The 20,392-nt window shown below is 33.9% G+C and carries 17 protein-coding genes; 8 read left to right on the top strand and 9 right to left on the bottom strand.

Going from position 1 to position 20,392, the window contains the following annotated elements; all coding sequences use genetic code 11:
- Window positions 1-11: 11 nt before the first annotated feature.
- Window positions 12-515, bottom strand: coding sequence for a hypothetical protein (locus ACEN92_RS00600; RefSeq protein WP_495640432.1), 504 nt, complete (start codon window positions 513-515; stop codon window positions 12-14).
- A 12-nt stretch (window positions 516-527) separates the two neighbouring features.
- Complete coding sequence (locus tag ACEN92_RS00595; RefSeq protein ID WP_495640431.1) at window positions 528-1,292, bottom strand: MBL fold metallo-hydrolase; 765 nt, start codon at window positions 1,290-1,292, stop codon at window positions 528-530.
- A 91-nt stretch (window positions 1,293-1,383) separates the two neighbouring features.
- On the opposite strand from ACEN92_RS00595, the gene ACEN92_RS00590 reads away from it, so the two are divergent.
- The 7 genes from ACEN92_RS00590 to ACEN92_RS00560 all read left to right on the top strand — a co-directional run bounded on the left by ACEN92_RS00590 (window position 1,384) and on the right by ACEN92_RS00560 (window position 11,789).
- A complete protein-coding gene (locus tag ACEN92_RS00590) occupies window positions 1,384-2,841 on the top strand; it encodes a TonB-dependent receptor (RefSeq protein WP_495640430.1) in 1,458 nt (485 codons plus the stop codon).
- Between the two features lie 146 nt (window positions 2,842-2,987).
- Window positions 2,988-3,512, top strand: coding sequence for an NADPH-dependent FMN reductase (locus ACEN92_RS00585; RefSeq protein WP_495640429.1), 525 nt, complete (start codon window positions 2,988-2,990; stop codon window positions 3,510-3,512).
- Between the two features lie 88 nt (window positions 3,513-3,600).
- Complete coding sequence (locus ACEN92_RS00580) at window positions 3,601-4,497, top strand: transglutaminase domain-containing protein (protein ID WP_495640428.1); 897 nt, start codon at window positions 3,601-3,603, stop codon at window positions 4,495-4,497.
- A gap of 91 nt (window positions 4,498-4,588) precedes the next feature.
- Window positions 4,589-5,764, top strand: coding sequence for a nicotinate phosphoribosyltransferase (gene pncB, locus ACEN92_RS00575; protein WP_495640427.1), 1,176 nt, complete (start codon window positions 4,589-4,591; stop codon window positions 5,762-5,764).
- Between the two features lie 164 nt (window positions 5,765-5,928).
- A complete protein-coding gene (locus ACEN92_RS00570; RefSeq protein ID WP_495640426.1) occupies window positions 5,929-7,797 on the top strand; it encodes a DNA topoisomerase IV subunit B in 1,869 nt (622 codons plus the stop codon).
- A gap of 3 nt (window positions 7,798-7,800) precedes the next feature.
- Window positions 7,801-8,985: an RsiV family protein gene (locus ACEN92_RS00565; RefSeq protein WP_495640425.1), complete on the top strand. Its 1,185-nt coding sequence runs from the start codon at window positions 7,801-7,803 to the stop codon at window positions 8,983-8,985.
- A gap of 83 nt (window positions 8,986-9,068) precedes the next feature.
- Window positions 9,069-11,789, top strand: a complete 2,721-nt coding sequence (locus tag ACEN92_RS00560; RefSeq protein WP_495640424.1) for a DNA gyrase/topoisomerase IV subunit A — start codon at window positions 9,069-9,071, stop codon at window positions 11,787-11,789.
- Between the two features lie 190 nt (window positions 11,790-11,979).
- Here ACEN92_RS00560 and bcp read toward each other — a convergent pair whose 3' ends face one another.
- The gene (gene bcp, locus ACEN92_RS00555) at window positions 11,980-12,432 is read right to left on the bottom strand and encodes a thioredoxin-dependent thiol peroxidase (RefSeq protein WP_495640423.1); all 453 of its coding nucleotides are present in this window, start codon (window positions 12,430-12,432) and stop codon (window positions 11,980-11,982) included.
- Between the two features lie 259 nt (window positions 12,433-12,691).
- On the opposite strand from bcp, the gene ACEN92_RS00550 reads away from it, so the two are divergent.
- Window positions 12,692-13,348, top strand: coding sequence for an endonuclease III domain-containing protein (locus tag ACEN92_RS00550; protein WP_495640422.1), 657 nt, complete (start codon window positions 12,692-12,694; stop codon window positions 13,346-13,348).
- A gap of 81 nt (window positions 13,349-13,429) precedes the next feature.
- On the opposite strand, the gene ACEN92_RS00545 is transcribed toward ACEN92_RS00550, so the two are convergent.
- The 6 genes from ACEN92_RS00545 to ACEN92_RS00520 all read right to left on the bottom strand — a co-directional run bounded on the left by ACEN92_RS00545 (window position 13,430) and on the right by ACEN92_RS00520 (window position 20,381).
- Window positions 13,430-14,491 (bottom strand): tetratricopeptide repeat protein, encoded by a 1,062-nt coding sequence (locus ACEN92_RS00545; protein ID WP_495640421.1) that lies wholly within the window; start codon window positions 14,489-14,491, stop codon window positions 13,430-13,432.
- 660 nt (window positions 14,492-15,151) lie between these two features.
- Complete coding sequence (locus tag ACEN92_RS00540; protein ID WP_495640420.1) at window positions 15,152-15,295, bottom strand: hypothetical protein; 144 nt, start codon at window positions 15,293-15,295, stop codon at window positions 15,152-15,154.
- 51 nt (window positions 15,296-15,346) lie between these two features.
- Complete coding sequence (locus ACEN92_RS00535) at window positions 15,347-15,931, bottom strand: RNA polymerase sigma factor (protein ID WP_495640419.1); 585 nt, start codon at window positions 15,929-15,931, stop codon at window positions 15,347-15,349.
- Window positions 15,932-16,252: 321 nt separating this feature from the next.
- Window positions 16,253-17,011: a glycoside hydrolase family 16 protein gene (locus tag ACEN92_RS00530; RefSeq protein WP_495640418.1), complete on the bottom strand. Its 759-nt coding sequence runs from the start codon at window positions 17,009-17,011 to the stop codon at window positions 16,253-16,255.
- A gap of 76 nt (window positions 17,012-17,087) precedes the next feature.
- A complete protein-coding gene (locus ACEN92_RS00525) occupies window positions 17,088-18,743 on the bottom strand; it encodes a glycoside hydrolase family 16 protein (protein ID WP_495640417.1) in 1,656 nt (551 codons plus the stop codon).
- 12 nt (window positions 18,744-18,755) lie between these two features.
- Window positions 18,756-20,381 carry a PKD domain-containing protein gene (locus ACEN92_RS00520; protein WP_495640416.1) on the bottom strand — a complete coding sequence of 542 codons (1,626 nt, stop codon included), beginning with the start codon at window positions 20,379-20,381 and terminating at the stop codon, window positions 18,756-18,758.
- Between the last annotated feature and the right edge of the window lie 11 nt (window positions 20,382-20,392).

Below are 20,392 nucleotides of genomic sequence, written 5' to 3'. Positions count from 1 at the left end.
CTGAAACTAAACTACTTTTGATAAAGCAACGACTGATTCACTTCAAAATCAATCGATTCATCATCGTTAACAAAGTATTTCAATAATACTTCCCCCCATAATTCACCATTGCTGTAATCTGCAATAATCCATCTGTGGTTTAATATTTTTATTTTATTGATGATAAATTTTTTATCATCGATTTTATCCTGGCCGGTATAAGGATTTCCGTTTGGATTTGAATTTAAGTCCAGTAGTTTTTCGGTCACAACCGGAATCAGTTTTTCGTACTGAATAAATTTCCCTCCGGAAGCACTATTATCAAAATAGTTTTGTGCATTTTCGTTATTTTCCAATGAAAAATAGTCTGATTCTGACAGTTTTGTTGAAACCGTACTTATGCTATCCCTTAGTTTTTTAGTCATTTTATCATATCGTTCCTGTTCAAATTTCACTTCTCTGCTATAAAACATATAAGTAAAAATATTCATTAGGATTGCTAATAGAAACAGATAAAGCATTAAGGATTTTTTCATTTTGTAATATAATTAAATGGTAATTTCTAAATTATCGTAAGCCAGGAAAACATTTTTCGGAAGTTGTTTTTGTACTTCTTCATGAAAACCTAAAACGTGACTGATATGTGTTAAATAAGCTACTTCGGGCTGAATCAAATTTATGAAATCCAATGCTTCCTGCAAATTAAAATGTGTATCATGGGGTTCAACACGTAAAGCATTCACAACCAAAACTTTTAAGTTTTTTAGTTTTTCAATTTCTGCTTTTTCAATAGTTTTTACATCGGTCAAATAAGCAAAATCATCTATACGATAACCAAAAACCTGCAAATCACCGTGCATTACATTGACAGGAATTGCTGTTTTGTCTCCAATTGCAAAAGGTTTATTATTGATTACTTCAATAGTTTTTACGCTTGGTGCACCGGGATATTTATTAACCGTTTCAAAAACATAATCAAAGCGGGATTTGAGATTATCAATCACACGCTGATGTGCATAAACAGGTATTTCGCCCTGTCTGAAATTAAACGGACGAATATCATCTAAACCGGCAGTATGGTCGGCATGTTCGTGCGTAAATAAAATCGCATCGAGCTTTCTGCAGCCGCAGGAAAGCATCTGCTGCCTGAAATCAGGACCGCAATCTATCACATACGAATGCTCGTCCCACGTAATCCAGATAGATACGCGAAGCCTTTTATCCTTAACATCAGTGCTTTTACAAACAGGATGGTCAACCCCTATAATCGGGATGCCTTGAGAAGTACCGGTACCTAAAAAATAGATCTTCAATTGAACTTGTTTTTTTTACAAAAATAGGGATTATTTCTCTTTCATTAGAAACCTAATTTGCTAACTTTGTAACAAATCTATTTAAAATAAAATGGGTACAGAAATAAAACTCAAAGGTGACAAGGTCATCGCTCAGATTCCTTCCATAAAAGACAAAGCCCTACGCATTAATTTAAACGAGAATATTTACGGAACTTTTGCTGAAATTGGTGCAGGACAGGAAACTGTCAGACATTTTTTCAGATCCGGAGGGTCATCGGGAACAATTGCGAAAGCTATGTCTGCTTATGACAAAGATTTTAGTGATGCTGTTTACGGAATTGAAGCTGATGGACGTTACGTTACTGAAAACCGGCTCAAAAAAATGCTGACCTTTGAAGGAGAACTTATTGAGGAGCGTTTAAGCAGAGAAAAACACCCAAATAAACTTTTTTTCAGTTATGCCAATACTGTTGCAACTATAGATTTTGCAAAGCAATTTAAAGGCCATGGCTGGGTTGGAATCCGGTACCAGATTGAACCTGATGAGGCTTATAACGAAATTATCCTGCACATTCGTTTTAAAGAAACTGATGCCCGATTACAGCAGGAAACGCTGGGAATTTTAGGTGTAAACCTGATTTACGGCGCTTTTTACAAATACAATGATCCAAAACGATTACTACGTTATTTATATGATCACTTAGATAAAGACCAGCTCGAAATTGACACAATCAACTTCTCAGGCCCGCGTTTTGCAGATGTTGACAATCGATTGATGAGTTTACAATTGGTCAAAAACGGAATGACAGATGCCGTAATGTTTAATCCTGAGGGGAAAAATATTTTGCCAGCAGCCATTTTATACAAAAAGAACCTTCTTGCTTTAAGAGGAAGTTTTCGTCCGGTTACAAAAGTAAACATGGATATGTATGAGAAGTCTTTAAAGATGTTCCTCGAAGAAAACAAAGTGGAGAAAGACAATACTTTGGTAGTTTTCGAAATTACACTTTCAAATTTACGCTCAGATGGCGAAATCGATGAACGTGATTTTATGGACAGGGCAGAATTGCTTTGTTCTTTAGGGCAAACCGTAATGATTTCGAATTTTCAGGAATATTACAAAGTAGTTGAATATTTTGCTAATTATACCAAAGCCAGAATGGGATTGGCTATGGGTGTAAACAATTTGGTTGATATTTTTGATGAGAAATATTATCGTCATTTAAGTGGTGGAATCCTTGAAGCCTTCGGAAAATTATTCTACCGTGATATGAAAGTTTTCTTATATCCGATGTTGGATGAAAATGGGGTTTTAATGAATTCAGGCAACTTAAAAGTGCATCCTAGAATGAAAGAGCTGTATAAATTCTTTAAATTCAATGGAAAAGTAGTGGATATTGCTGATTACGATCCGCATAATTTAGAAGTTTTCTCCCGCGAAGTTTTAAAAATGATTGGTCAGGGAAAATCAGGTTGGGAACATATGTTGCCATCAGGTATTCCGGAAATTATAAAAGAACATCATCTTTTCGGATATCATCCGAAAAAGGAATTAGAACAGAATTAATCCAAAGTTTTATTAGTTTAAAATCATAAAAAGTCCAAAAAGGAATGATTCTTTTTTGGACTTTTATTTTACTTAACTATCCCCATTTAATTGAGGACGCTTTTGATTATAATTTAATTTCATTACTTTTAATAAAAATTAATACTATGAAAATTATAGCCTTTGCAGGAAGCAACAGCCAACAATCTATCAATAAACATTTAGCAACTTACGCTGCAGGTTTATTCAAAAATGCAGAAGTTGAAGTTTTAGATTTAAATGATTTTGCAATGCCTCTGTTCAGTGTTGATCTTGAAAAAGAAGTTGGACAGCATGAACTCGCAAAAGCATTTCTTGCTAAACTTGCAAGTGCAGATATTTTAGTACTTTCTTTAGCTGAGAATAACAATAACTATTCGACAGCATTTAAAAATGTATTCGATTGGTGTTCCCGAATTACCAAAGAAGTTTTTCAGCAAAAACCAATGTTGTTACTGGCGACTTCGCCTGGCTCAAGAGGCGGTGCTTCAGTTTTAGAAATTGGACGTAATGCTTTACCCAGATATGGTGCGCAGATAAAAGCTACTTTCTCATTGCCTGCTTTCAATGAAAATTTTGATTTAGAACAAAATAAAATCTCAAATATTGAGTTAGATAAAGAACTCAGAAACATTATTAAAGACTGTTTTTAATTTCATGAAAATAAAAAAGATCTTTCTTCTATTCCTTTTTTTTAATGTAATTTTTCTACAATATACTTTTGCACAAAAAAATAGTGCTGTGGATAATATTGTTTCAAAATATCCTAAAAATTTTAACAATACTGAAGAATTAGCAAAGAGAATCAATACAGATTTTAATTCAGATTATGATAAAGCAAGAGCCATTTACTGTTGGATTGCTTTTAATGTAAAATATGATTTTGCTGCTTTTTTAAATCCACCAAAAACACAGAGTTTTTCTTATCGCAGTGAAGCTGAAAAGCAAAGAAAAATACAAGAGTTTAATAATGATATGCTTCAAAAGACATTTAAATCTCAAAAAGCAGTTTGTGAAGGTTTTACACTTCTTTATAGCCATTTGGCATCTTTAGTTGGTTTAAAATCCCAAATCATCCGTGGAGATTCCAAAACCAGACTAAGCGATATTGGGAGAAAAAACACTGAATCAAATCATGCATGGAATATCGTTTTAATTGACGGAAAATGGAGATTAATAGATGTGACCTGGGGACAAGGCTATTATAATGACAATAAAAGAACGATGGTCAAAGAGTTTTCATCGATTTATTTCGATACCCCTCCTGCCTATTTTTTTGCTAAACATTTCCCTGATTCAGGAACTTTCCTTGGTGATAAATTAAGTAAGGATGATTTTCTGAACGGACCTTTAATTTATAATAAACTAATCGAAAACGATTCTGAAATTACCGCACCGGATTCTGGTCTGATTGAAGTTAAAAATGGCGATAAGGTTACTTTTAGAATTAAAAACATTTCAAAATCAGATCAGGTGTATTATTTGAATAAAAGAAACCAGCCTGTAAAAATTGAAAATCCAAAAGAAAAGAAAGGTGGTTTGGAATTTCAGGTAACCTTCGACAAAAATATCGGACAGTTTATCACTTTTTATTTATACACTAACAGTATAGTTTCTTTTAAAGTTATTCAGAAATAAATAGAATATCAGACCGCTCGTAATTTTCTTATTCTATTGAATTTACGTATCTTAGCTAATAGGATTCGAAAAAACAATACAGCAAGAAGTCATGGAAACAACATTTCTGAAATCAATTTTAGACAATGATTTCTATAAATTTACGATGCAGCATGCTGTAATAAAGCTTTTTCCAAAGGCAAAAGTTCGATATGCTTTTATCAATCGTGGTAAACATGTTTTTTCTCCGGGTTTTGCTGATTTGCTTCGAAGATCAGTTGATGCTATGGCAAATTTACGATTAACAAAAGAAGAAAAACGTTATTTATCTCATTACTGCCATTATCTTGACCCAACCTATTTAGATTTTTTACAAGGATATAGTTTTGATCCGTCAGAAGTTGAAATCATACAGGAAGGACAGGAAATAAAAGTAATTATCGAAGGCTTTTGGTACCGTACCATTTTATGGGAAGTTCCTTTGATGGCTTTGATTTCGGAGCTTTTCTATAAAACAAATCATTTGATCCGATTAAATGATGAAGCTATTAAAACCCTTACCAAAAATAAAGTAGATAATTATAATAAACTGGGGGTTTCCGTTTTGGAATTTGGCACAAGACGCCGTCATTCTTATGATGTACATGTTTTAGTAAATGAGACATTAAACAGTTTTGGTAATCCAAGTTTCATTGGGACAAGCAATGTACATTTTGCAATGCTCAATAATAAACGCCCGTTGGGAACACATGCACATGAATGGTTTATGTTTCATGCAGCACAATACGGTTTTAAAATGGCCAATTTCATGAGTCTCGGGCATTGGACGCAAGTTTACGATGGAGATCTCGGAATTGCACTTACAGATACTTATACAACAGCTATATTTTTCGATCAGTTTGATAAAAAATATTCCAAACTTTTTGATGGTGTTCGGCATGATAGCGGCGATCCTGTAGAATTTGCCCAAAAAGTAATTTCGCATTACACTAAAATGGGAATTGATCCGAAATCGAAAAGTATTGTTTTTTCGGATTCTCTTAATTTTGATAAAGTAAAAATCATATCCGATTTTTGTAAAGATAAAATCAGGATGTCTTTCGGGATCGGAACTAATTTTACCAATGATGTTGGTCTGCCATCTATGAATATGGTCATAAAATTAATCGAAACCAAGCCTGATAATACGCACTGGGAAGGCGTTGTAAAACTTTCTGATGAAAAAAACAAAAGTACGGGAACGTCTGAAATGATTGCTTTAGCAAAGCAAGTACTCGGAATCAAATAAGTATTTTTTTGTTAGAATACTGATTTTTTATATTTTTAGCCTTTGTATTATTTTAAAACTAATTTAAATAGGTTTGTAAAGCTATTTTTATTGATAACTTTAAAAAAATACCCTTTCATTTTTTGCAGAGAAATGGTACATTAGCCAAAAATCCTAATTCATTTATGCTAGAGCAAAATCAATACAACGAAGATAATATTCGTTCACTCGATTGGAAAGAACATATTCGTATGCGTCCCGGAATGTATATCGGGAAATTAGGTGATGGATCTTCACCGGATGATGGTATTTATATTCTTTTAAAAGAGGTTTTAGACAACTGTATCGATGAGTTCGTTATGGGTGCCGGAAAAACTATTGAGGTGACTATCAAGGACAAAACCGTTTCAGTCCGTGATTACGGACGTGGAATTCCGTTAGGAAAAGTTGTCGATGTTGTTTCGAAAATGAACACAGGTGGGAAGTACGATTCTAAAGCTTTCCAGAAATCAGTTGGTTTGAACGGTGTCGGAACAAAAGCGGTTAATGCTTTATCGGACTATTTTCGTGTAGAATCTGTTCGTGATGATAAACAAAAAGCAGCCGAATTTTCAGGAGGAAACCTGGTTCAGGAAGAAGATATAATTGATACGACAAAGCGAAAAGGAACAAAAGTAACTTTTACGCCAGACGAAACTATTTTCAAAAACTACAAATTCCGTTTAGAATATGTGATCAAGATGGTCAAAAACTATTGTTATCTAAACAATGGTTTGACGATTATATTCAACGGAGAAAAATATATTTCTGAGAATGGTCTTAGAGATTTATTGGAGGAAACCATCAGCGAAGAAGATTTAGAATATCCAATCATACATTTGAAAGATCATGATATCGAAATCGCCTTAACTCACAGTAAAACACAATACAGTGAAGAATATCACTCTTTTGTAAATGGTCAGAATACCACACAGGGAGGAACGCACTTAGCGGCTTACCGAGAAGCAATTGTAAAAACCATTCGTGAGTTTTACAACAAAAACTTCGAAGCATCTGATGTTCGTAAATCGATTGTGAGTGCTATTAGTATCAAGGTAATGGAACCTGTTTTTGAGTCTCAGACCAAAACCAAATTAGGTTCGATGGATATGGGCTCTGATGATGGAACACCGCCGGTTTCGGTTCGTACGTTTATTAATGATTTCATCAAAAACAAATTAGACAACTATTTACATAAAAACCCGCCAACAGCTGAAGCCTTGTTACGCAAAATTTTGCAGGCAGAACGGGAACGTAAAGAATTATCAGGAATTAGAAAACTGGCTACAGATCGTGCTAAGAAAGCTAATCTTCACAATAAAAAATTAAGAGATTGCCGTGCCCATCTTCCGGATACAAAAAATCCCAGAAACCTGGAAAGTACACTTTTTATTACCGAGGGAGATTCGGCTTCCGGATCGATTACCAAATCGCGTGACGTAAATACACAAGCCGTTTTCAGTTTGCGTGGGAAGCCTTTGAATTCGTATGGCATGACCAAAAAAATTGTGTATGAAAATGAAGAGTTCAATTTACTTCAAGCAGCACTGGATATCGAAGACGGTCTGGAAAAATTGCGTTACAATAACATCGTAATTGCAACCGATGCCGATGTCGACGGAATGCATATTCGCTTGTTATTAATTACTTTCTTTCTTCAGTTTTTTCCTGAATTAATCAAAGAAGGACATTTGTATATTTTACAAACGCCATTGTTCAGGGTCCGAAACAAAAAAGAAACCATCTATTGTTATTCTGAAGAAGAAAGAAAAGATGCCATAGAAAAATTAAAACCAAAACCGGAAATCACACGATTTAAAGGTTTGGGAGAGATTTCGCCGGATGAGTTCAAAAATTTCATTGGAGAAACCATTCGATTAGATCCAATTATGATGGATAAAAACACCTCAGTTGAGCAATTGTTATCATTTTATATGGGGAAAAATACTCCTGACAGACAAGAGTTTATTATTAAGAATTTGAAGGTGGAGTTAGATACGATTGAGGAGTTATAAATTATGAGAAAAAACATTTTGTTTTTATTAATTACAGCATTTTTTTCATGTCAGTCAAAAAATGATGAGAAAAAATCACTTGTTGTGTCCAAACCTGCAAATGAAATTAAAATTGAGAAAAACAATGATAGTTTAATTTACAGGATAAATGAAAACACAATTGTAATAAATCAGGATACATTAAAGTTAGAGAATCCGTTTATATATTCTTTCGAAGGAACAATAAATGATAGTAAAAAGATACAATTACACCTTTCGAACCAATTATCAACAGAATACGGCGGGTATTCAAAAACGGCATCTGTTTATATCGAAGGAGAAAACGACATATTATATTGCTATTTTGATAAGGACAAAAAGCAGGATTATTATATAGCAAAAATATATGCTGATGATAGTGATAAAATTATTGGTAAGCTTAAATTACACCATCTCTCAACTGAAGAAATGTACATAGAATACATATTGGATAACAAAAGTTACAAAATTTATCCGAGTAAAACATTTCCGGCTTATAGATGTTACGATAAAATAGATTATACATTGCTTGATTCCCGAGATGCCTTCAAAAAAGAAGAAGCAATGAGAATGTTTACTCCTTCAAGAGATTATATTTTTTTTGCGGAAATTCTTTCCAATAATACCGGTTTTGATATTCTCGAAAAAAAAATAAAATATTTGAACTCCGATTCGGTAAGCATTAAAAGTTATAAAAACTGGAAGCATAATTTTAGTTTAGAAAAATCTAAAAATGAAGAAGAGAATTTCGGTTCTGAAAATTTAAATGTTTCATCACCAGTTTTCATAGATGCTAATATTTACGTTGTTTCTGATTTTTCATATAGTTATATAGGTGGAGCGCATGGTATGATGAGTACTTCTTACAATAATTATGATCTAGCAACAGGAAAAAACATTACTATCGAGCAAATAATAAATACAGCTGATAAGGATTTTATTGCTTTTTATGAGAATAGAATTAAGTCAGATTATGGAGATGGGGTACTATCCGATAAAATACCAATGACTAATAATTTTTATATATTACCTACCGGAATCACTTTTTCATATACGCCATATGAGTTACTTGGTTTTGCAGCTGGAGAGCCGCATGTCTTTTTCAGTTATGAAGAATTAAAACCCTTTATTTTGAAAAATACAATTTTGGATAAATACAATTCAAATTAAAAAATATTAAAACTAAGATGTGATAGATATTACAATTAAAGTTTATTAAATAATATCAAATTTATAATTTCGAATATAAATAAATGAAAGACGAAGAAGAAGACGATAACATAATTCCAAACGATGACGAGAATAATTCAGAAGACAATCAGCTTGATGAAAATCAGGAAGGAGATGATGAAATTATTGATGTAGATGCCAAACATTTTGAAGGACAGCATTTTTACGAAAATACCGAAGAAGAAGGTGAAGACGTGATTACGAAAGTAACCGGAATGTATAAAGACTGGTTTCTCGATTATGCTTCATATGTAATTCTGGAACGTGCAGTTCCGGCTATTGAGGACGGCTTTAAACCGGTTCAGCGTCGTATTATGCATTCTCTTAAGGAATTGGACGATGGCCGTTATAATAAAGTTGCCAATGTTGTTGGGCACACCATGCAGTATCATCCACACGGAGATGCAAGTATTGGTGATGCCATGGTACAAATTGGCCAGAAAGATTTATTGATTGACTGCCAGGGAAACTGGGGAAATATCTTAACGGGCGATGGAGCTGCGGCTTCTCGTTACATCGAGGCGCGTTTATCTAAATTTGCTTTGGAGGTTTTATATTCTCCAAAAATTACCGATTGGGGCGTTTCGTACGATGGTCGTCGTGCAGAGCCAAACAATCTACCGGTAAAGTTTCCGTTGCTTTTGGCACAAGGAGCTGAAGGAATTGCGGTTGGACTTTCGACTAAGGTTTTACCTCATAACTTCAATGAGTTAATTGATGCTTCAATCAAGATTTTAAAAGGAAAATCTTTTACATTATATCCTGATTTCATGACACAGGGTATTGCCGATGTATCAAATTATAATGACGGTTTGCGTGGCGGACGTGTACGTGTGCGTGCTAAAATTGCTCAGTTAGACAAAAATACTTTGGTCATAACGCAGATTCCGTTTTCGACAAATACCACAACTCTGATTGACAGTATTTTGAAAGCGAATGATAAAGGTAAAATCAAAATCAAGAAAATTGAAGACAATACAGCTGCTGAAGTTGAGATCTTAATTCATCTTTTTCCGGGGGTTTCTCCGGACAAAACAATTGATGCTTTATTTGCTTTTACTGCCTGTGAGACTTCTGTAGCGCCTTTAGGCTGTGTTATTGAAGACAACAAACCCTTGTTTATCGGAGTTTCTGAAATGTTGAAAATCTCAACACACAGAACAGTTGATTTGCTTCGACAAGAGCTGGAAATTCAGTTAGAAGAATTAAAAAACAAATGGCATTTCTCGACTTTAGAAAAAATCTTCATTCGTGAAGAAATGTATATTGATTTCAAATTGTATTCTGACAGAGAATCTCTTTACAAATATTTATATGATCGTTTTGAGCCTTTCAAAAAATCATTTGTCAGAGAAATTAATGATGATGATTTACAGAGATTGACTCAGATTCCGATGATTCGTATTACCCGTTTTGACTCTGATAAAGCCGATGATTTTATCGCTAAGTTAGAAGATGAAATGAAGGAAGTTGAGTTTAACTTAGCGAATCTGACAGATTTTGCCATTGCCTATTTTACCAAGTTAAAGGAGAAATACGGAAAAGGCCGTGAGCGTCAGACTGAGCTTCGTGTTTTTGACAATGTTGAGGCTACAAAAGTAGTTTTAAGAAATACAAAATTATACGTAAATCGCGAAGAAGGTTTCGTAGGAACGAGTTTGAAAAAAGACGAATACGTTACCGATTGTTCTGATATTGACGATGTAATTGTATTCTTGCGTGACGGAAAAATGCTGGTAACCAAAGTAGATGCCAAGACTTTTGTGGGTAAAGATATTATTCACATCGCAATTTTTGACAAGAGCGACAAACGTACAATTTACAACATGATTTACCGTGACGGAAAATCAGGCCCGTCATACATTAAACGTTTCAATGTTTCAGGGGTAACGCGTGATAAAGCGTATGATCTGACCAGTGAAAAAGCAGGTTCTCAGGTGGTTTACTTCTCGCATAATCCGAATGGGGAAGCTGAAGTAATTACCATTTTATTACGTCAGGTGGGAACTATCAAAAAACTGAAATTTGATATTGATTTTGCCAATTTAGCGATAAAAGGACGTGCTTCAAAAGGAAACCTGGTAACGAAATATCCTATCAAGAAAATCGAGTTAAAAGAGAAAGGAATCTCTACTTTACTACCAAGAAAAGTTTGGTTTGATGATACGGTAAAACGTTTAAATGTGGATGCAAGAGGAGAATTATTAGGAGAGTTTAAACCAAGCGATAAAATCTTAATTATTAACCAAAGTGGTAAATTAAAAGTTATCATTCCGGAATTGTCTACTCATTTTGATGAAGATATGATTGTTCTGGAGAAATGGAATCCTAAAAAACCAATTTCGGCTATTTATTATGACGGAGAAAAAGAACGTTATTTCCTAAAACGTTTCCTTGTTGAAAATGAAAATAAAGAAGAAAGTTTTATTACCGATCATCCTAATTCGCAATTAGAAATTGTCTCTACAGATTATCGTCCCGTAGCACAATTGGTTTTTGCAAAGGTAAAAGGAGTTCAGAAAGAAGATTTACACATTGATGTTGAAGATTTCATTGCTGTAAAAGGTTTTAAAGCAATAGGAAATCAACTGACAACTGAGAAATTAAAACAAGTCAATCTGTTGGATCCATTACCATATGAAGAGCCTGTTGAAGAAATTCCCGAAAAACCGGAATTATCGGATGATGAAACCGTTGAAACGGAACTGGATGATGATGGACAGATAGGTTTGGTTCTGGAATAATCTTTTAGAATAAGATGTCTTGTAAATCGATGTTATCCTGAGCGAAGTCGAAGGCTTGTCAATTGAAAGCCCCCCCGACTCCTCTCAGCCTGACACTATCTTTAATTACACCAAACGTGTTAACATTATTGTTTAATAATAAATAAAAAAATGCCCTTTTTAAAAAAAGGGCATTTTTTGAACAATGATTTTATTTTAAAATCTGTGCAGTGTGTTCTTTTGTTTTAACCTGCGAAATAACCTCATCAATTATTCCGTTTTCGTCAATTACAAAAGTTGTTCTGTGAATTCCGTCGTATTCTCTTCCCATGAATTTCTTTGGTCCCCAAACACCAAATGCGTTGATTACCGACTTATCTTCATCTGCCAGTAACGGGAAAGGAAATTCATATTTATCCCTGAATTTCCCCTGTGCTTTCTGACTGTCGGCACTTACGCCCAAAAGTTCATAATTATTAGCTTTAAAACGCTCGAAATTATCTCTTAAGTCACAAGCTTCAGCCGTACAGCCAGGTGTACTGGCTTTTGGATAAAAGAAAACTACTAATTTTTTTCCTGTATAATCTGCCAATTTATGTGTTTTTCCGTCTTGGTCAACTCCTGAGAAGTTTGGTGCTTTATCGCCTTTTTGTAATGTTGTCATATTTTTATTTTAGATTATTGACTTTTGATTTTAGATTTCTACCACTTTAATTAATTTGAAAATGACAGCCGTTTTGCCCCTGGTTGCAGTGAAAACCCCGGAGTTGTGGCAGTTTATATTTTTTGCATTGGCAAAGCGACCAGCGGAAGCTCTTGCGAATGCTTAAAAATGTTACGGCCGGAACGAGGAGTTGCAACGAAAAACTGGATTAGGCACATGATAAAAATTATACTATTTTTACGTCATTAAAAATACGGAAATGAATAAAGAAGCACGCGTACAATTTGTTATAAATACGTTAAAAGAACTCTACCCTACTATCCCTGTCCCGCTTGATCATAAAGATCCTTATACATTATTGATAGCCGTTTTACTTTCGGCGCAATGTACGGATGTGCGTGTGAATCAGATTACACCACTGCTTTTTGCAAAGGCTGATAATCCGTATGATATGATTAAAATGTCAGTAGAAGAAATCAAGGAAATTATTCGCCCTTGCGGATTATCTCCAATGAAATCAAAGGGGATTCATGGTTTGTCGCACATTTTGATTGATAAACATGACGGAAAAGTTCCACAGAGTTTTGAGGCTCTTGAAGAATTACCTGCTGTTGGTCACAAAACGGCAAGTGTAGTAATGTCTCAGGCGTTTGGAGTTCCTGCTTTTCCTGTTGATACACATATTCATAGGTTGATGTACAGATGGAATCTTTCGAACGGAAAAAATGTAGTGCAGACAGAAAAAGATGCTAAAAGGTTATTTCCACGAGATTTATGGAATGATTTGCATCTTCAGATTATTTGGTACGGACGTGAATATTCACCTGCACGTGGCTGGAGTCTGGAAAAAGATATTATTACGAGAACAATTGGGAAGAAGTCTATTATCGATGAGATGAGTAAGGTTAAGCCATAAAGCTTTAAAAGTTGCTAAAATTCTTAGAACGAACTCCAGCAACTTTTAAATCTAACAAATTTGAACCTTTGTACCTGACAACTACATACTCGCTTTTAACGAATTATACTCATTTGTCATATCAAGAGCTCTGTAAACTCCTAAAAGTGTTTTCTTTACATCTGTGCTTTTTGGATCAATAACAAGTGCTTTTTTAAGATACGGAATTGCACTTCTGACTATATCATCCTTTTGGGCATTTAATTTATCATATTCCTGCATTTCTTTTTTGGAATTTCCTAAAGCATCCATCTTATCGACTAAAGCTTTTTTAGATTGTAATTTTATATAAGCAAGATTAATATAGGCATCTATAAAATTAGGATCTATTTCCAAAACATTGTTATAAGCTATTTCAGATTTAACTAAATCATCTTTTTCAAGATAAGCGTAAGCAAGATGTCTTGCAATATCAAATTTTTTAGAAGGGATAAACTCGTTTCTTGGTTTTTCATAAAGTCCTTCCTTAATAAACGATTCCCTTGCTTTTGGCGAAACAAAAGCATCTTCTTCTTTTGTTTTTATGTTGGTAGCATAATAGATAGTGCCCTTTCCTGAGTATTTAATTCTTTTTAGTTCTTCTAAATATTTAATTGCCGAATCGTAATCTTTTGCATTTAAAAATGCAGCAGCAGCATTAAAGAGGTTCAGTGTATCTTTTTTATCAAATAAATAAACTTTATAACTCTTTTCTCCGCTTTCTTTGAAGTTACCTGCTTTAAAATCACTCATGGCCCCGTTAACAAGCTTAGATTTCATATCCTTTAATGCCAAGGCAGCTTTTACGGAAAATTTATATTTGCCGGATTCGTTTTCATATAAAACCACATCCTGATAAGACTCTGAGGCGAGCGTAAAGTTATTGGCTGGATCTATATTTTTGATTGCTAAATCCTTTAATACATTTCCTTTCAAAAAGTAAAATTCTGATTTCTCTTCATCCGGGGCGTTAAGAATGAGGTATTCTGTTTTTTTTAAAATCGTTATTGCCTCCTGGGATTTTCCTTTTTCAAAAAGAGACTGGGCGTCTTTTATTTGACTCTTTTGAGAATATACTCCAACATTTATCAATACTATTGATAACATTATAAATTTTATTTTCATGTTTAATTAGTTTGATTGTTAAAATAGATTTTTTTTGGTTTTTTATTTTATGTGCATTTCTTCGGCAGAACGCAAAGATTAAAGTAACTTCTTTTTAATAGAAATTCTTTTATGTCCCGCAATTTTGAAAATTGCACCATCTTCTAGATCTTTTTGGATTTAAAAGTTTATCAAACTGAATAAATTAATTAGTGTAGTTTTTTATCATATCAAATAATTTTATGGGTTAAACGTATTTTCTTCTTCTTGATTTACAAATAAAAAATGTTTTAACAATATTTAAATTATAAACGTTTTTTTATTTATTATTTTTTACATACTATTTATTTTTTATCTAAAATAAAATTAAAAATTGAATACACAAATAAAATAGCAGCAATTTTTTATCTAAATCGTTATATTAAAATAAAGTAAATAATAACTTATAAATATTGTTGTTTTACAACATTATTAACTACAGAATTATTATACCCAATATATCATTAATCTTTAATTTCAAGGCCCAATATTTTTTAAATCAGAGTATTAAGATTTTTTTTTATGCTTTCTTTAACTCGAAAAAAAAACTCACTATCTGTATTTACATACGAATAGTGAGTTTTTACCAAAACGACCATTTGGTTTTTCTGAAATAAACATCCGACAAAAGTAGTGGGCTGTTTAATTAGCTATAATCTCAAAACTTTTATTTTCAATTTTCACAACTGTTAAAGCTTGTGAATAACTCAATAAAAAAGAAACAACTTCTTTTTTGGGTTTTAGATTTTTAGAAGCTAATGCTTTTTTAGAGTAAATTTTCGCCATACCATGAAAATGTTTTATATATAGTATAACGAGCTAATACTCAAAATAGTATTAGTTGGTTAAAATAATTTGATGTTTGTCGATAATTTTTCTCAAATTCATCAAAGCGTAACGCATTCTGCCTAATGCAGTATTAATACTAACTCCTGTGAGTTCTGAAATTTCCTTGAAACTCATATCCTGATACATACGCATTACCAAAACTTCTTTTTGATCATTCGGGAGTTCTTCAATTAATTTTTTAAGATCAACTTCAACCTGATCCACAATCATTTTGCCTTCGATAGTCAGGGAGTCATCAGACATAATTGAAAAAATTGAAAATTCTTCTGTTTCTCTGTACATTGGCATTTTTTTGGTTTTACGAAAATGATCTACAATAAGATTGTGAGAAATACGCATAACCCAAGGTAAAAATTTGCCTTCTTCGTTATAAGAATTATTTTTTAAAGTCTTAATTACTTTAATAAAAGTGTCTTGAAAAATATCATTTGAAATGTCTCTGTCTGCAATTTTTGAATATATAAATCCATATATTTTAGACTCATGTCTTTTTATTAATGTCGACAAAGCGTTTTCGTTGCCTTCGACATAATTTTTAACCAATAGAGAGTCTGGAATATGTAAATCAGCCATAATACTTACTTTTTTAGTTTTTGTTAAAATCTGGAGTAATTTTCTAAAAAGTAATTTTATTGTATAGGCTTTCTTTTTTTTTATAGGTTATGTTAAAAACGTTTCCAAATTTAACAAATAATTATTTTAAAATGCAAATGAATAGGCAATAATTAATAATAAAATAGCAAATAGTTTAAATTAAAATTAATCTTTAAATAAAAAGTACTTAAAAACATCAAATAAGCATAATGTTTTAACAATTAAAAAAGAAGCACAACTTGTTATAAACTATTCGTTACAAACAAGTTGTGTCTTTATTTTTAGCACTATTTACAGAAGTTACTGATAAACACGAATATAGTCTATATAAAATTTTTGAGGCAAAATAGTATCGTCAACATCCGGACCTCCAAAGTTCCCTCCTATTGCCAAATTTACAATAATATAAAAGGGCTTGTCAAATGGCCAGGTATCTTCATTTTTAATTTCAGGATTAAAAGTATAAACCAAACTATTATCTACGAAAAAATCGATTTTTTCTTTACTCCATTCAATTGCATATACATGAAAACCTGCTTCTATAGCAGGAAATGCAGTTTTTTTTGTGTTTACGGAATTTCCGTGACTATCCTGAGTATGCAGTGTTGTATAAATCATATGTGGATCCCTGCCAATATATTCCAGAATATCTATTTCTCCTGTTTTTGGCCATTTCACTTCATCTATATTGGCTCCCAGCATCCAAAATGCAGGCCATAACCCATGCCCTACAGGCAGTTTGGCCCTGGCTTCAATTCGTCCGTACAAAAATTCCTTTTTACCTTTTGTCGTAATCTTAGCCGATGTGTATTTGTCCCCTTCTTTTCTGCCTTCAATAATTAAATTACCCTCTTTAATCCGGTGATTGTTTTTAGTATAAAGCTGCCTTTCATTATTTCCCCAACCGCAAAGATTTGGGCAGCCATCACCAAGCTCGAAATTCCAAACTGATTCGTTTAAGTGCTTTTTATTAAAATTCTCTTCCCAAATTAGTTTTCTTTTTGCTTGCTGTCCAACACAAAAGCTGCTTATCATAAATAGTAATACTACTTTTTTCATTCTAATTTTTTTAAATAACTAAATTAAGAAGGCCAGCCTAAACCGGCCTTCCCGTTTTTACTAATTAATCTATATTCTATTGATACACTCTTACATAATCAATCTCCATAGAGGATTGTGTAAAAGCAGGATCAATATTACCGCCGAAAGTACCTCCCATCGCTACATTCAAAATCAGGAAAAAGCTTTTATTGAAAGGTAATGAAGCGTCATTGGGAACAGAATGAATTAACTGATCGTCTACATAAATTTTTACTGAAGACGGGCTCCAAATCGTTTTATATACATGAAATTCTGTTGAAACATTTGCAATAGTTTTTGATCCTGTATTGCCATTTCCTCCAGAATGCCCCGGATAATGAAGCGTCCCGTGAATCAGGCCCTGACTATTTCCAACATGTTCCATAATATCTATTTCCCCGCAGGCAGGCCATGCACTTGTTGCATAATTTTGTCCTAACATCCAGATTGCCGGCCAGGTTCCGCCGCCTGTTGGTAATTTTGCACGTACCTCAACTTTTCCGTAAGTAAATGCATATTTACCATCTGATTTTAATCTTGCCGAAGAATACTCAGAACCTCCGGAAGCTTCTTTTTTAGCGGTAATTTTTAAATTCCCTCCTTGTACAATTACATTTGCTGCAGCATTGGTATAGTTTTGTTTTTCATTATTGCCAAAACCTCCGTTCCCTAAATCATAACCCCATTTGGCAGCATCCGGCGCTCCATCTGTATTAAATTCGTCTGACCATACTAAATTTGTATAATCTGTTACCGGATTCTGAACAGGCGGTGTGGTAGTAAAAGTATGATACCATGCTAATGCGGGATTTCCTCCCATTACAGCCCTAACTGTCATTCTGTTTGCTGTAATCGATAAAATCTCATAAGAAGTCTGACCAATATAATATCCCATAAAACCGCCGTCTGAGAAGTTCATGGTTGTTCCTCTTGTTTGGGTTGCATGATTTGGATTTGACATGATTACAGATTCTGAAGGGCTTAAAGAAACTGTTTTTACGCCACTGGCATCATAAGCCAAACACGCATCATCTGGAGAACTTCCTCCTGCTACACTTGCAAAAGCAGCATTAAAGAACGTGGATCCCCCGTTATCCAATTCAAATTTCAACTGTTCTCCATCAAGAGAAAAAGTCAGTACATTTTCATATAAGCAGCTGCTGGAAGGTGATCCTGCTTTCTCAAAAGCTGCTGCCTGGTAATAATTTGCATAATAATTTTTAGTAGCATCGCCATCATTTTGACCAACACCCAAATGTCCCGGTTCTGAAGCTGACCAATACCATTTTTTTGAAGTTCCGCCTGTTAAAAACTGTACTGCCACATCATCACTGAAATCACTTAAAACCTCAACTTCAATTGTAGCATTGGTCGCAATCCCTCCTTTTCCGTAAGCAATGGCTGTTACAGTATAAGTATTGACAGCTGTTTTAGTAAATCGTTTATCGAATTTGCCACTTGGTGAATTTTCTGAAGTTCCATCGCTAAATACAAATTTGTATGAAATTGCATTATCTGCTTTCGCCACAAGCTTTACCGTTCCTGAACCATCGCCATAAGGAGCATCAGCAGTTTTTCCAACAATTTCAGCAGTGATCTGAATATTTGTCGGGGCCGTTATGTCTCCAAAAGTAAAATCCTCTTTTTGGCAGCCTGCCATCAAAAGAATCGTAAATAAGGATACTATCTTTATAATTATTTTCTTGTTCATGATTTCTTTTTTTTAATTGGATTGTTTAATATCATCAAAGTAATAGATTGCTCCTGTTCCCATTTGACCAAAATCCGGGAATAAAATTACTCTGTCATATTTATTGACAGTACTAAAACCAGCTGCACCGGTAAGATCGAAAGTCAATACCTGCCAGGCATTCGCCACGGTTGTTGTTGCATGTACTTCAACAAAAACAGTTGGATTACCATTTCCATCTTTTGGAGAGGTTGAAACTTCCATTTTGTATAATATATCAGCCCCAATTTTTGGAGACCAGACATTTACTTTTACAGTTGTTCCTTTCGTATAATCAATTGTTTTTTCTAAATTCAGACTTGCTCCGGCCCAAACCTGTGCACCTGAAGTTTTTTCTATTTTAACAACTTTATTAGACACATTCACACCTGACTTATCCGGATTTGTAACAATTGCAGTCGGTATAGGACCAAAACCGGCATCCCCAAAACCACTCCATGTATAAGTTAAGGCAGCAGATTCAAAATCAAGAGGTAATTCAATTGACTGAGCCGGAGTTTTATAGAAATAGACGTTATCGATAAAGACAGTACCACCAGCCCAAGGAGTTCCAACAAGTTTCAATTGAAAAATATCGGCAACTGTTAATCCCTGACTCGTAAATGCCGAAATCGGAATATCTATACTTGTCCATTGATTAGCCACAAGATCTTTTACCACTGGTTTTTCTCCATTGGTTTTACTGATCAGAGAAGTTTCAATTTTCTGTAAATCGGCTGTCCAAACATCCATATGAAGATATTCCATACCTGAAACATCTATTGTTACATTATCTGCCAATGCAATTCCCTGATAGCTTAATTTAATATAATTCAGCATTTTATCACCATTCAAATCAAACTCTGTCCAACTGCTACCTTGTCCGGCCTGACCCCAATCCGGAAAATAATTAGTTCCTGCAATATTGGTATATTTAGAACCATAAATAGAAATTACATCTCCGGCTTGTCTGCTTGGGGGTGTTGGCGCTGATGATGTTGGATTGAGAACAAGTTTTGCCGTAACTTCTGCTGTATATTCGGTTGTTTTAACCGCAGCACTTTTTGAAACTACACGAATGGTATAAACTCCTGCTTCTTTATAGGTATATGAAACCGGTTCTCCATTGTTTGCCGAAACAGGATCGGGTTTTCCTGCCTCACCAAAATAAACATCATAGAACAATGCAAAATCAGCACTTGCAACAACTGTTATTTTTTTGGATACTGATAAATCATTTGTAATAACCACTTCTAAATTCTCAGGTGCCCTGAATGAAACTACAACTTCTTTATCTGCTTCAGTTGTTTTTCCGTTGATGCCCATCGCAATAATTTTTGTATGGTATACGCCTTCCGCATAAGTATGTGTAACTGTAGCACCTGGTGACAGATAATCGGATTCTGCACTGCCATCGCCAAAATTAATTTTATACTGTGTTGCGCCTTCACCTTTAGGCAAAAAAGTAACTTTTCCAGTATTATCCTGAGTAACTGTTGTCAGTGCTGAAATGTTTGCAGGTGCCGCTACATTATCCAAATTAATATCGAGACCATCGTTTGAACAAGCTATCAGCATTGCCAAAACGAACAGATTTATAATAAAATATATTTTTTTCATAATTGATGTTT

Source organism: Flavobacterium sp. Flavsp81 (assembly GCF_059491325.1).
Note: the sequence above shows the minus strand (reverse complement) of the source record. Positions and strands in the feature narration are given on the sequence as shown.